Annotated in this window: 12 protein-coding genes; 1 reads left to right on the top strand and 11 read right to left on the bottom strand. The window is 60.5% G+C overall.

Features of this window, described 5'->3' with window-relative positions; genetic code table 11:
- Positions 1–348: 348 nt before the first annotated feature.
- The 10 genes from ftsA to KO492_RS15100 all read right to left on the bottom strand — a co-directional run bounded on the left by ftsA (position 349) and on the right by KO492_RS15100 (position 10455).
- Positions 349–1680: a cell division protein FtsA gene (gene ftsA / locus KO492_RS15055; RefSeq protein ID WP_066600731.1), complete on the bottom strand. Its 1332-nt coding sequence runs from the start codon at positions 1678–1680 to the stop codon at positions 349–351.
- Positions 1677–2657 (bottom strand): cell division protein FtsQ/DivIB, encoded by a 981-nt coding sequence (locus KO492_RS15060; RefSeq protein ID WP_216045695.1) that lies wholly within the window; start codon positions 2655–2657, stop codon positions 1677–1679. Before KO492_RS15060 ends, ftsA begins: the two co-directional genes overlap by 4 nt.
- Positions 2645–3556, bottom strand: coding sequence for a D-alanine--D-alanine ligase (locus KO492_RS15065; protein WP_216045696.1), 912 nt, complete (start codon positions 3554–3556; stop codon positions 2645–2647). The genes KO492_RS15060 and KO492_RS15065 overlap by 13 nt, the downstream gene beginning before the upstream one ends.
- Positions 3557–3700: 144 nt before the next feature.
- Positions 3701–4666 (bottom strand): UDP-N-acetylmuramate dehydrogenase, encoded by a 966-nt coding sequence (murB, locus tag KO492_RS15070; RefSeq protein ID WP_216045697.1) that lies wholly within the window; start codon positions 4664–4666, stop codon positions 3701–3703.
- Complete coding sequence (locus KO492_RS15075) at positions 4663–4923, bottom strand: DUF2484 family protein (protein WP_216045698.1); 261 nt, start codon at positions 4921–4923, stop codon at positions 4663–4665. Before KO492_RS15075 ends, murB begins: the two co-directional genes overlap by 4 nt.
- Before the next feature lie 130 nt (positions 4924–5053).
- Positions 5054–5305, bottom strand: a complete 252-nt coding sequence (locus KO492_RS15080; RefSeq protein ID WP_332937023.1) for a DUF2484 family protein — start codon at positions 5303–5305, stop codon at positions 5054–5056.
- Positions 5302–6489, bottom strand: coding sequence for an APC family permease (locus KO492_RS15085; protein WP_216045699.1), 1188 nt, complete (start codon positions 6487–6489; stop codon positions 5302–5304). The genes KO492_RS15080 and KO492_RS15085 overlap by 4 nt, the downstream gene beginning before the upstream one ends.
- A gap of 194 nt (positions 6490–6683) precedes the next feature.
- On the bottom strand, positions 6684–8087 hold the full coding sequence (murC, locus tag KO492_RS15090; protein ID WP_216045700.1) for a UDP-N-acetylmuramate--L-alanine ligase: 1404 nt from the start codon (positions 8085–8087) through the stop codon (positions 6684–6686).
- Positions 8088–8138: 51 nt separating this feature from the next.
- Positions 8139–9239, bottom strand: a complete 1101-nt coding sequence (gene murG, locus KO492_RS15095; protein WP_216045701.1) for an undecaprenyldiphospho-muramoylpentapeptide beta-N-acetylglucosaminyltransferase — start codon at positions 9237–9239, stop codon at positions 8139–8141.
- A 46-nt stretch (positions 9240–9285) separates the two neighbouring features.
- Positions 9286–10455 (bottom strand): peptidoglycan glycosyltransferase FtsW, encoded by a 1170-nt coding sequence (locus tag KO492_RS15100; protein ID WP_066600908.1) that lies wholly within the window; start codon positions 10453–10455, stop codon positions 9286–9288.
- A gap of 270 nt (positions 10456–10725) precedes the next feature.
- Between KO492_RS15100 and KO492_RS15105 the strand changes: the two genes are divergently transcribed.
- Entirely contained in the window at positions 10726–11658 is a 933-nt protein-coding gene (locus KO492_RS15105; protein ID WP_066600760.1) for an L-lactate dehydrogenase, read from the top strand.
- 56 nt (positions 11659–11714) lie between these two features.
- On the opposite strand, the gene purU is transcribed toward KO492_RS15105, so the two are convergent.
- Entirely contained in the window at positions 11715–12599 is an 885-nt protein-coding gene (gene purU / locus KO492_RS15110; protein WP_216045702.1) for a formyltetrahydrofolate deformylase, read from the bottom strand.
- Positions 12600–12693 lie beyond the last annotated feature (94 nt).

The following is a 12693-nucleotide window of genomic DNA, read 5'->3' on the forward strand; positions in this document are numbered from 1 at the left end:
TTATGTCCCCGCCCCTGAATCGGGGCAAATTTTACCTATTCACCCTAAATTCTATGGGTTTTCGATCGCCACGTCATCCCCAAAACAGAGTTTCGCCACAAAATATAGGGGGTAAATTGGCAAAACTCGGCGGGATTTTGCGCAAAAGGCCAGATTTAGCGGGTTAGACCACCGACACACCTACAGAGCGGGGTGAAGGACACTGAATCACCTCAAAACCGGCATCACCTGCCGCAAACCATATAACGATGTCAGGGCACTGCTCTCGTGCCTGTGTCGTGAAACCCGTTTCTTCAGGTCTTCTGCCTGAACGAAACCTATCACAGCCCGCGCGTGGGCTGCAATATCTTACCAGTTCTCCTTGAACCACCGCATCGCACGCTTGAGTGACCGTGCTGGATAGCGGTCGACCGGAATCTCGAAATCCCACCATTCGTCTTGCGGGTTGGCGGCAAACAGGCACAACCCCACAGCAGAGGCAAAAGCGGCGCCGGTGGCGGCCTGCGGCAGACCCTGCACGCGCAAAGGCCGACCGATCCGCACATTCTGCCCGAGGATTTTCGGCGCCAGCGTGTCCAGCCCCGGAATTTGTGAGGCCCCGCCGGTGAGCACGATCTGTTGCGAAGGCATATGTTCAAATCCGGCAGCATCCAGACAATCGCGCACGCCTTCGAGGATTTCCTCGACACGCGGGCGGATAATCCCGATGAGTTCGGCCCGCGACACCGTCCGGCGGTCTTTGTCCCAGTCGCCGCTGTCGCCCCCAACTTCGATCATCTCGCGATCATCCATGCCGGTCGCGACAATGCCGCCATAAAAAGTCTTGATCCGTTCAGCGGTCGACAGCGGGATTTGCAGCCCCATCGCAATGTCGGAGGTCACATGCTCTCCCCCCATGCGCACGCTATCGGCATAGATCATGTGTTTTTTCATAAAGATCGAGACATCCGTCGCCCCGCCGCCCATATCAACACAGGCCGCGCCGAGTTCCTGCTCGTCTTCCACAAGCGCCGAAATGCCGGAGACATAGGCACCGGAGGCCAGCCCCGCCACTTCAAGGTCACAGCGTTTGATACAATACAGAAGGTTCTGGATCGCGGCCGTGTCCACGGTCAGCATGTGCATATCAACGGACAGGCTCTGCCCGATCTGGCCACGCGGGTCTTTGAGACCGGAGCGATGGTCGAGCTGGAAATTCACCGGCTGGGCATGGAGCACTTCGCGATGCGCCCCGTAATCCGGCACATCAGACGAGGCCAGAACGCGGGCCACATCCTGTTCGGACACTGTATCATATTCCACATCGACCTGACCGGCGATGCCATAGGAGCGTGGACTCCCGCCGGAGAAACAGGCGATCACATGATCCACACGAGTCTGGGCCATTTTCTGCGCCGCCTGAACAGCGGTCCGGATGGCGCGTTCGGTTTCCGCCATCGCGTCGATCTCGCCAAAGCGCACCCCACGCGAGCGTGTCGTTGCCGCACCGATCACACGGAAGGACGATTGCCCCGCCAAAGCGCCGACACCATCCCCGCCCATGAAGCGTTCACCATCAAAACGCAGAACCAGACAGGCGATTTTCGAGCTGCCCACATCCAGAATGGCGATCACACCGCGTTGCAACGCAGCTTGGCGCATGTTCCGCATCGCCCGTTGGGCTTCATAGAGATCGGTCATTGATAAGACACTCCAAGTTCCACACCTTGAAGCCGACGCATTTCCTCTCGCGCAGCTTCGGTCAATCGCAACGTCGGCCGTGTGGGCCGCCGCATATCTACAACTTCAATATCACGGGCCAGCAGGTCTTTGGCCTGATCGAGCGCCAGAACCTGTGCCAAGGCGCCCAGCGGTTTCTGCTCCGGCAACATAATCACCTGATCGCGGTCCAGAACCACGTTCCAGCGCCGCTCGCCCACACGCACCAGACCGCGCAATCGCGGCAACAGCGGACGGGCAGCACTCAGGATCGCAAGCGCCTCGTCCACAGCACGATCCGCCCCTTCGCCTGCGACAAGCGGCAGGTCGGGACGGTCAAGCCGGCTGTCGAGCGCCGCCACGCGATGCCCCTCGTCATCGAGCATTTCCAGCCCGTGTTCAGAACGCCAGACCACGGCGGGGGTGCGTTCGGTGATGTCCACCTGCAAGATCCCGCCCGCGCGCACATGCAGCCCTGCGGTTTCGACCGCATCAAGGCTTTCGATTTGTTCCAGAAGGCCGGGCAGATCGAGATCAAAGGAGGAGACAGGAAAATCCTGCGCCATCACTTCGCGGATGTCTTCAGAGAGTTCCGGCGAGGCTCCGTCAATAGCCATCAGCTTGACCATGAACTCGGGACGGTTCTGCACCTCGTTCTTGATTGCCAGAACATACCCCGTGAAGGCTTCGCGGTTTTCCGGCTGCGCAAACCACAGCCCGATGCAGGCCACAATCGCCGCGACAGGAGCGAGGCGGCGCAGGCAAAAGCGAAAGGAAGGTGTCAGCCAGAGGCGGTTCATCCGGTAGGCGGCGCGTGACGGTGCCGGATCACGCGGGCGCGGCGCAGGATCGCTCTCGCCACGGCGGGCGCGGATCGCACGGGCTACGGCCTCGGACACACGGGCGGAGCCACCAACGGTCGGCGCTTTGGCAAATTCGATCGGGTCTACCGGTCGCATGACGCGTCCTCCACCATCCATTTACAGAACTGACCGAAAGTGAGCCCGCTTTTCTGCGCCTGTTCCGGCGAGAGAGAAGTCGGCGTCATACCCGGCTGGGTGTTGGTCTCCAAAAGCACCAAGCCATCGAGACCCTTCTCTTCGTCCCAACGGAAATCCGTGCGCGACAGGCCACGGCAGCCCAATGCCTTGTGGGCGCGCAAAGCATAGTCCTGACACGCGGCAGCAATCTCGGCAGGAATCTCGGCGGGGCAGACATGGCGGGAGCCGCCATCGGCATATTTCGCCTCGTAATCATACCAGCCATCCGTGACGATATCCGTGACACAAAGGGCCTTGTCGCCCATCACGGAACAGGTCAACTCCCGCCCCGGTGCATAGGCTTCAACCATCACGACGGCAGGCATGTCCGCAGCCATGCGCGGGGCGTTGGCCCTCTCTTGCACAATATAGACGCCGACGGAGGAGCCTTCGTTATAGGGTTTCACCACATAGGGCGGGGCCATCACATGACCCGCTTCGACCTCTTCGCGCGGCGCCAGAATCGAGGGCACGACCGGAAGCCCGGCTGCGCGGTAGACCTCTTTGGTCTTTTCCTTGTCCATCGCAAGGGCCGAGGCCAGAACGCCGGAATGGGTGTAAGGGAGGCGCAGCCATTCGAGAAGGCCCTGCACACAGCCATCTTCGCCGAACCGGCCATGTAGTGCATTGAAGACGACATCGGGCTGACATGCGGCCAGTTGCGCGCAAAGGTCTTCGCCCGCGTCGATTTCAATCACTTCGAATCCTTCACCCCGAAGCGCCTTGGCGCATTCACGTCCCGAAGACAAAGACACCTCGCGTTCAGCCGAGGGACCGCCTTTGAGGACCGCAATTTTCGGGGACTGCCTGCTCGACATGTCCACTCGCCTCAATATGTTCGGGACCGTCTGTTGCGATCCCTTGAAAAATGCCCCGTTTTCGGGGTCTGTCGTCACGCCCTGCTCAGGACGTTGATCTGGCCAATCCTTGCCAAGTTCCGGTCTTGTGAGCCGGATACCGACTTATGCGCCAGTTGTCTGCGCCTGTGCAAGCCCGTCAGGGATCGGATCCCCGAGAAACTCGCCCACGCGTTTGATTTCCCATTGTAACGCGAGACCCGCGTTTTGAAATACCTTTTTTCGCACTGTCTCTCCCAAAAGTTCGAGATCGTGCGCAGAAGCCTCACCTGTATTGATCATAAAGTTCGAATGTTTCTCGCTCATCTGCGCACCACCAATGGAAAACCCGCGCAGCCCCGCATCGTCAATCACCTTCCATGCCTTGAGATCATGGGTGTCATCGGCCCTGCCGGTGGAGGAAAACCCCGCCGGATTGCGGAAGGTCGAACCTGCGCTGCGGTCCTTGACCGGCTGCGTCGCGTCGCGCTTGGCAAGCTGTTCTTCCATCCGCGCCTCAAGCATGGCGGGATCGGCGGCTTCGGCCTCGAATGTCGCCTCCACGATCACCCACCCTTCGGGCAGATCGGTCTGACGGTATTGAAAATTCAGATCATCGGCGGTGAGCGTCACCAGTTCTCCCGTCCGCGTCACGGCCTTGGCCGACACAAAATGATCCGCCACATAGGAGCCGTAACAGCCCGCATTCATCCGCACTGCCCCGCCGATCGCGCCGGGAATGGTGCGCAGGAAGGTCAGGTCAAGTCCGGCCATAGCGGACTTGCGTGCCACATGGGCGTCCAGCGCCGCAACACCGGCAGTCACGCGATTGCCTGCGATCTCGATGCCGTTGAACCCGCGCCCCATGCGGACCACCACGGCGCGGATGCCGCCATCCCGCACGATGAGGTTGGAGCCTACCCCCATAGGGAACACCGCCACAGACGGATCAAGGGCGGCGAGGACGCTCTGCAAATCTTCCAGATCGGCGGGCTGGAACAGTACATCCGCCGGACCGCCCACACGCAGCCATGTCAACTCGGACAACAGCCGGTTCTCGGTCAGCTTGCCGCGTGTGTCGGGATAGATCATTCCGCAGAACCTCGCATAATTGTTCTCTTCAGCCACCGGCCCAGATACACCACAGGCCAGCGCAGGATGGACACGCCCGCCGCAAAGACGGCAAGCCCCACCCACGGGCCGTTCTCATAGGTGACATAGCCCAAAAGGGGAACCCCCAGAGCGATCAGGACATAGGCCGCGGGCCAATGGTTGCGGCGGGAGGGGAACATGGCGATCACATTCGCCAATATCGCCCAGCCACAAGCAAGTGCGAGAGAAACTGTCATCGGGCTCTCCTGTCAGCCGAAAGCGTTTCACGACAACCTGCGGTGCAGATCGTCAGGAAACGCCGTGTAACATATTGATATCGCGCACCTCCCGAAACCCGCCTGTAAAACAGACCCATCCCGAAAGGCTTTATCGAAGTCCCCGCATCAGGCGGCGCCAAAGCACACCCAGCGGTTTGCGAAACAAAGACACGGCAGCAGCTAAACCGATTAACACCGGCCAGACCCCATAGGTCAGACCGACCCAGACGAGCAACACGGGCAACACGAGCAAAAGCGCCACACCGGGGAGAATCTGGTAGCGCAAAGGTAACGGAGCAAGCGCCATGGTGGCAAGCGCCCAAATGGCTAATGCTGTCAAAGGATTGTCGATAAAATTCAAGAGACCCCGCCCAAGGTAAATGCGACCAGCGCCAGAAGCGCGAAAACCAGCCCCACAACAGGCACCCAGCCCGCAACCTTGAAGGGGGCTTGGGGGGAGCGACGCTTGAGCAGGATGAGGCTGGCGTTCACCAAGGTGAAGACCACCAGAAGGATGGTCGAGGTCACCCCCGCCAGATTGGACACAGGCAGGCTCAACGCCGCGCCGATCACCACCGCCCCGATCAGCACGGTCGCCAGCACCGGCGTGCCGAAACGCGGATGCGCATGACGGAAGACACCCAGAACCCCGCCACGCTTGCCCAGCCCGAACATCACGCGCGCGGCCATGACAACCTGTGCCAGCACCCCGTTAAGCGCCGCAGTCACCGCGATGGCAGAAAGCACAGCAACATGCCCGCCCCCTGCTTCATAGACCAGAGCCAAAGGGCGCTCCGACGCGCCGAGATCTTCGAGCGGCACCGCCCGCACAGCCGTCACCGTGACACCGGCATAGAGCAGCGTGGTGATGATGAGAGAGCCGATGATGGCAATGGGCAGCGTGCGCTCGGGATGCTTGACCTCCTCGGCCATGTTCACGATGTCCTCGAAGCCGATAAAGGCAAAAAACGCCAGTGTCGCGGCCACCCCGATGCCCGGAAAATAGGGCGCCGCAGGGGTTGCGAAATCGGGGGAAACCGGCGCGTGCCAACCGGACCAGACCACAAGCGCCAGCCCCGTCACCTCGATCACGGTGAACAGCGCCGCCATAGCAAGGCTTTCGAGAACCCCGACAATCGCCACGGCCACAAGCATCACACCAAGGCCGACCACCGCGAGATTGAACGGCATATCCACGATGCTTGTCAGATAGCCCGCGCCCCCTCTGAGCACAGCCGCCGCCGAGACCGTGCCGCCTGCGACAATGGCCAGACCGACGATCAACCCCATGAGGCGCGAGCCGAGACCCGCCTCGACATAGGCCGCCTCCCCCGCCGCTTCGGGGATACGGGTGGAAAGCTCGGCATAGGAGAGCGCCGACGGGGCCGCAATCAGACCTGCAATCAGAAAGGCCAAGGGAGCGTAAAGTCCGGCTTGGGCCGCGACCGTTCCGACCAGAACATAGATCCCCGCGCCCACCATCACGCCCACGCCGTAAGCGGTGAGCAATCCGGGGCCGATGCGGCGTTTGAGTTTCTCTGCCATGCGCCTCTCCATTGCGAGCGCGGTCAGGTGCAAGCCTTCCGCGCAGAACCTGAATCACAAACAGACTGCGGGAGAAATACGGCGTCAAGACGTTGCGCTGCGCGTCCCGAAACTCTGTCGCTCAGGTGTTCGAAGGACGCTTTACACCATTAACCCGCGCCCGTCTCTGCGTCAGAACAAAGCGGGCGATGACCTCACCCTTTTGACAGGCGCTCCGGCAGGTTATGCGCCCAAGCGGAGATCGTCCCTGCCCCGAGGCAGACCACCATATCTCCCGGACGGGCCTGTTCGCGCACAAGGCGCTCCAGATCATCCTCGGAGGTCACGGCGCGGGCATGGCGATGACCGTGACGAATAAGCCCCGCCACCAGATCATCGCGGGACGCCCCCTCAATCGGCGCCTCGCCTGCGGCGTAGACCTCGGCAATGCCCACGACATCCGCCTCGTTGAAACAGGTGCAGAAATCCTCGAACAGGGAATGCAGGCGCGAGTAGCGATGCGGCTGATGCACGGCAATGACACGGCCTTCAGTGGCCTGACGCGCCGCTTTGAGCACGGCGGCAATTTCCACCGGATGGTGACCGTAATCGTCAATAATCGTGACGCCATTGACCTCGCCCACACGGGTAAACCGGCGGTTCACACCGCCAAACGCCGTCAGCGCTGCTTTGATCTCTTCGGTCTTCATCCCGAGATGACGTGCAACCGCCACAGCGGCCAGAGCATTCGAGACGTTGTGATCGCCCGGCATCGGCAGGGTGCAGCCCTCGATCACCATATCCTCGGCCGCCAGCATAATGTCGAAATGCGCGACACCTTTCTTATAGGTCAGGTTCACGGCACGCACATCGGCCTGCGCGTTGAACCCGTAGGTGACAACACGGCGGTCGGTAATCTTGCCTACAAGGCTTTGCACTTCCGGATGATCGGTGCAGCACACGGCAAGACCGTAAAACGGAATGCCCGAGACAAAGTCGTAAAACCCTTGGCGCAGATTCTCGATAGAGCCCCAATGCTCCATATGTTCGGGGTCGATATTGGTCACAATCGCAATCGTGGCCGGCAAACGGTTGAAGGTGCCATCGGACTCATCGGCCTCGACCACCATCCAGTCGCCCTGCCCCATGCGGGCATTGGAGCCGTAAGCATGGATGATACCGCCGTTGATCACTGTCGGATCAATCCCGCCCGCGACCAGCAATTCGGCCACCAGCGTCGTGGTTGTCGTCTTGCCATGCGTGCCGGCCACCGCCACGTTGGACTTCAACCGCATAAGCTCCGCGAGCATCTCCGCGCGGCGCACCACCGGAAGACCTTTGGCGCGCGCAGCGTCAAGCTCCGGATTGCCCGGTTTGATCGCCGACGAGATCACCACGACCTCGGCATCTTCGAGATTTTCCGCGCGCTGGCCCTCATAGATCACCGCACCCAGCTCCTTGAGCCGGTCGGTGATTTTCGAGGCTTTCAAATCCGATCCCTGCACCCGATAGCCGTGGTTCAACAGCACCTCGGCAATGCCCGACATGCCGATCCCGCCAATGCCGACAAAATGGATTGGTCCCATCTCGGTGGGGAGTTTGGTTACGCTCGCGTTCATCTCACTCGTCTCTTCTTTTCTTTATTCTTTACCGGACCCGTTCGGGCCACCTTATACCTTGTTAAACGCCAGATCTTCCACCAGCGCCGCCAATTCTTCTGCGGCCTGCGGCTTCGCCACAGAGAGCGCCGCATTGGCCATCATCAGGGCCCCTTGCGGATGCGCCAGCACGTTCTCGATCTGCTCGGTCAGACTTTCAGGCGTCAACTGGCTCTCGGGGATCATGATGGCCGCATTGGCTTCGACCAACCCGCGTGCATTCGCCGTTTGATGGTCCGCCGTGGCCGCAGCATAGGGGATGAAAATGGCAGGCCGCCCGATCACGGACACATCCGCCACCGATGACGCCCCCGAACGCGTGATCACCAGCTGGCTCTCGCTCATCCGCTTGGGCACGTCATGGATAAAGGTCTGCACATCGGCCTGAATGCCCCGCGCATGATAGAACTCCACCACCCGATCAAGATCTTCGGTGCGGGCCTGCTGGCTGATCCGCAGGTTCGCCCGCAACGGTGCGGACAGACGCGCAATGGCTTCTGGCACCACATCCGACAGGATGCGTGCCCCTTGCGAGCCGCCCATGACCAGAATTTCCATCGGATAATCGCCGGGCGGAATATAGGGCGCTCCGTGTTTTTCGAGGACGGCGGCACGCACCGGATTGCCGGTGTAAACACCTTCGACACCTTCAGGCAGGGTCGTAGGCCATGTGCCACAGGCGACCTTGTCGACCCGTTTGGCAAAGACCTCATTGACCCGCCCCAGAACACCGTTTTGTTCGTGGATCATGCGCGGCAGTTTCAACAAGGTCGCCGCCGCCACCGCAGGGATCGCCGGATAGCCGCCAAACCCCACCACGACCGAGGGCTTGTCGCGCAGGAATTTCGACATGGCCTTGAACACACCGCCAATAATACGCGGCAGAACCATCGCCTTGGCCGCAAGTCCTCCACGGGCGAATGTAGCCGATGGCATGACTTCGATCTCGACCGCCTCGGGGAAAGCGCCAGTATAGCGTGCGCCACGGGCATCGGTCGACAGCTTCACCCGCCACCCCCGTGCCAGCATCACTTCGGCCAGCGCCTGCGCCGGAAACATATGCCCGCCGGTGCCGCCAGCAGCGATCACGAGAAGGGGAAGTTTGTGGGTCATTGGAACCTCTTGTTCTTTTGGGTCAACAGCCGGACGCGTGACCGGTTCAGCGACCGCGGCGGATCAGGATGTCACCGATCTCGCCCTGCGGACGGGTGCGGGTAAAGGCCAGAAGCGCCCCGAGCGCAATGCCCGACGCGATCACAGAAGACCCGCCATAGGACACGAAAGGCAAGGTCATGCCCTTGGCTGGCAAGAGCCTCACAGCCACACCCATGTTGATAAAGGCCTGAATGCCGAACGCGCAGGCCAGCCCCGTTCCCGCAAGGCGGATGAACGGATCACGCTCCTTGAGCAGACGCCAGAGCGAGCGCACGGTGATCGTGGCATAAAGCGCGATGATGATCAGCACGAGGATCAGCCCGTATTCTTCGGCCGCAACCGCAATGATGAAGTCGGTATGCGCATCAGGCAGCGACCATTTGACAGTCCCTTCGCCCACGCCCACGCCGAAGAACCCGCCCTCGCGGATCGCGTTCGTGGCATAGCCGATCTGGGTGGTCGGGTCGATCGAGGGGTTCAGAAACCCGTCGATACGCCGCGCGAAGTGTTCGGAATTATGGTAGGCAAATGTGCCACCTGCGACGACAAGCCCTGCGATCCCGACCAGCAGGGTCAAAGGCGCACCGGCGACGAAATACATCACGCCCCAAGCAAAGAGGATAAGGGAAGCCTGCCCGAAGTCTGGCTGCAATGCCAAAAGGATCACAACCAGCGCGGTGATCAGGAAGGAATAGAGCCGCCCCGGAGGACCACCGATCTCAAGCCCTGCGGCCATGAGCCATGCGGAGGTGATGACGAAAGCGGGTTTGAGAAATTCGGAGGGCTGGACAGAGGCGAAGCCCAAGGAGAACCACCGCGTCGCCCCCTTGCCGAAATCTGTCCCGAAGGCGGGTAGCAAGAACAGCGAGATCAGTGTCGCGGCAAAGCCCAGAACCGCCAGACGCCGCACCCGTGCCGGGTCCATCATGGTCACGCCAATCATCACCATAAGGCCCAGAGAGCCGAAAAAAGCCTGACGTTTTACATAGTGGAAAAGATCGGCAAAGCCGTTTTTCTCGGCCAGCGGCGGTGACGCGGCCAGTCCGAGCAACAGCCCGATCCCGAACAGGATAAAGACACAGGACAGAGTCCATTTGTCGATTGTCCGCCACCAACGCGGCAAGATCGGCTCACCCACGCGCACTGGCGTCGAGCCATACACCATCTCTGTCATGATACCGCCTACTGCCTCGTTATCATATTTTTCGTCCGGTTTTCCGGATCTGATTTGTCCAGAGTAACGGTTTTTCTCGCTTTGCGCCACTACAGATTGTCTTTCCCCGACCTGTGGCGCACAGAAAAGCGGGGTTTTGCCGAAGGCTTCCGCCAATACATTGCAAAATTCGAATTGATCCCTGTCATTGATCGAAACAGGGAATCCCCACATGCTAGCGCTAAAGTGTTTCGCAAGAGGCTTTAACCCCTTCCACATTTGGAGAATGACATGAAAATCGGGATCGTCGGCGCAGGTATGGTCGGCTCGGCCGCCGGTTACGCTATCGCGCTCAAAGGCACGGCCAGCAAAGTCGTTTTTGTCGATTACAACGCAGACCTTGCCCGCGCACAAGCCGAGGACATTGCCCACGCGGTGCCCTTTGCCTCCTCGACGGCGGTCATGGCGGGCGACTACAGCGACCTTGAGGGCGCGGGCGTGGTGATCCTCGCGGCGGGTGTCGGGCAGAAACCCGGCGAGAGCCGCCTTGAGCTTCTGACCCGCAACGCAGAGGTGTTCCGCCAGATCATCGGCAAGGTGCTTGACGCCGCGCCGGATGCGATCCTGCTCGTCGCCACCAACCCCGTGGACATCATGACCCAGATCGCCACACGGCTTTCCGGTCTGCCCCCGTCACGGGTGATCGGATCGGGCACCATTCTCGATACCGCGCGGTTCCGGCATCTGATCGGCGAGCATCTCGGCGTGTCCCCGCGCTCCGTCCATGCCTATGTGCTGGGCGAACATGGCGATAGCGAAGTGCTGTGCTGGTCCTCGGCACGCGCAGGGGCCTTGTCGGTGAAAGACTTCGCCGCCCAGATGCGTGTGCCCCTCACCGAAGGGGCCAAGGCGCGGATTGATGACGGGGTGCGCAACGCAGCCTATACGATCATCAACGGCAAAGGCGCGACATGGTACGGGATCGGCGCAGGGCTGGAACGGCTTGTGCGGGCCATCGCGCGGGACGAACAAACGGTGCTGTCGGTCTCCATCGTCGCGCCGAAAGTCGAAGGGGTGAAAGACGTCGCTCTCTCCATCCCCCGCATAGTCGGCGCGCAAGGTGTGGTCGCGGACCTGTTTCCGGAACTGGACGACGGCGAACACGAGGCGCTCGGGGCTTCGGCGCGGCTGCTGAAAGAGACGCTTGACGCGCTGGAGTATTGAGAGCCTCGCCTCTTACGAAAAAGGCACGCGACATTGCAGATTCAGGGTGAGTTGTCTCACCCCATCCGCTCCGATGCATAAGACCCCGGAGAGGCCGGAAACACCACCGTCTTGTTGCCATTGATAAACACCCGATGGTGAATATGCGCGTGGATGGCCCGCGACAGAACTTGCGCTTCGACATCGCGACCAAGAGACACATAATCCTCCGGGCTTTGCGCATGGGTCACGCGGGTGGTGTCCTGCTCGATGATCGGACCTTCGTCCAGATCGGCGGTCACATAATGCGCCGTCGCCCCGATCAGCTTCACCCCGCGCTCATAGGCCTGCTTGTAAGGGTTAGCCCCCTTGAAAGACGGCAGGAAAGAGTGGTGGATATTGATGATCCGGCCCGACATTTTCTGGCAAAGCTGATCGGAAAGGATTTGCATATAGCGCGCCAGAACAACCAGTTCCGCGCCGCTCTCCTCGACGATCTCCAAAAGCCGCGCTTCGGCAGCAGCCTTGTTCTCTTTCGTGACACGCACCTGATAGAAGGGAATGTCGTGGTTCACCACGAGCTTCTGGTAATCCATGTGGTTGGACACCACAGCCACAATATCAATCGGAAGCGCCCCGATCCGCCAGCGATACAAGAGATCGTTCAGGCAATGCCCGAAGCGGGAGACCATGATCACGACTTTCATCTTCTTGTCGGCATCATGCACGGCCCATTCCATATCGAAATCACTGGCAAGCGCAGAGAAATGATCCCGAACCTCGGCCCGTGTCATGCCCTTTTCCGAGACGAAACTCACCCGCATGAAGAACTGCCCCGTGTTCGTGTCATCGAACTGCGCGGAGTCGGTAATGTTGCAGCCAAGCTCGGCCAGTTTACCGGAAATGGCGGCTACAATGCCGCGTTTGGACGGGCAAGAAACGGTCAGGACATGGGAGCTCATTGGAACCTCGGGCTTTCTTGAGTTTTGCCGGAGTTTTGTCCTGAACCCGCACGAATGCCAGCGCGAAACGGCGGCTTGAACGGGTTTACCGGTG

It is taken from the genome of Celeribacter halophilus, assembly GCF_018860305.1.
Lineage (GTDB): Bacteria > Pseudomonadota > Alphaproteobacteria > Rhodobacterales > Rhodobacteraceae > Celeribacter > Celeribacter halophilus_A.

What these genes read in the sequence shown, in the direction of transcription:
- KO492_RS15075 (WP_216045698.1), bottom strand. Translation starts at nt 4,923, where the DNA reads ATGACAGTTTCTCTCGCACTTGCTTGTGGCTGGGCGATATTGGCGAAT.
- murG (WP_216045701.1), bottom strand. Translation starts at nt 9,239, where the DNA reads ATGACCCACAAACTTCCCCTTCTCGTGATCGCTGCTGGCGGCACCGGC.
- purU (WP_216045702.1), bottom strand. Translation starts at nt 12,599, where the DNA reads ATGAGCTCCCATGTCCTGACCGTTTCTTGCCCGTCCAAACGCGGCATT.
- KO492_RS15065 (WP_216045696.1), bottom strand. Translation starts at nt 3,556, where the DNA reads ATGTCGAGCAGGCAGTCCCCGAAAATTGCGGTCCTCAAAGGCGGTCCC.
- KO492_RS15100 (WP_066600908.1), bottom strand. Translation starts at nt 10,455, where the DNA reads ATGACAGAGATGGTGTATGGCTCGACGCCAGTGCGCGTGGGTGAGCCG.
- murB (WP_216045697.1), bottom strand. Translation starts at nt 4,666, where the DNA reads ATGATCTATCCCGACACACGCGGCAAGCTGACCGAGAACCGGCTGTTG.
- murC (WP_216045700.1), bottom strand. Translation starts at nt 8,087, where the DNA reads ATGAACGCGAGCGTAACCAAACTCCCCACCGAGATGGGACCAATCCAT.
- KO492_RS15085 (WP_216045699.1), bottom strand. Translation starts at nt 6,489, where the DNA reads ATGGCAGAGAAACTCAAACGCCGCATCGGCCCCGGATTGCTCACCGCT.
- KO492_RS15060 (WP_216045695.1), bottom strand. Translation starts at nt 2,657, where the DNA reads ATGCGACCGGTAGACCCGATCGAATTTGCCAAAGCGCCGACCGTTGGT.
- ftsA (WP_066600731.1), bottom strand. Translation starts at nt 1,680, where the DNA reads ATGACCGATCTCTATGAAGCCCAACGGGCGATGCGGAACATGCGCCAA.
- KO492_RS15105 (WP_066600760.1), top strand. Translation starts at nt 10,726, where the DNA reads ATGAAAATCGGGATCGTCGGCGCAGGTATGGTCGGCTCGGCCGCCGGT.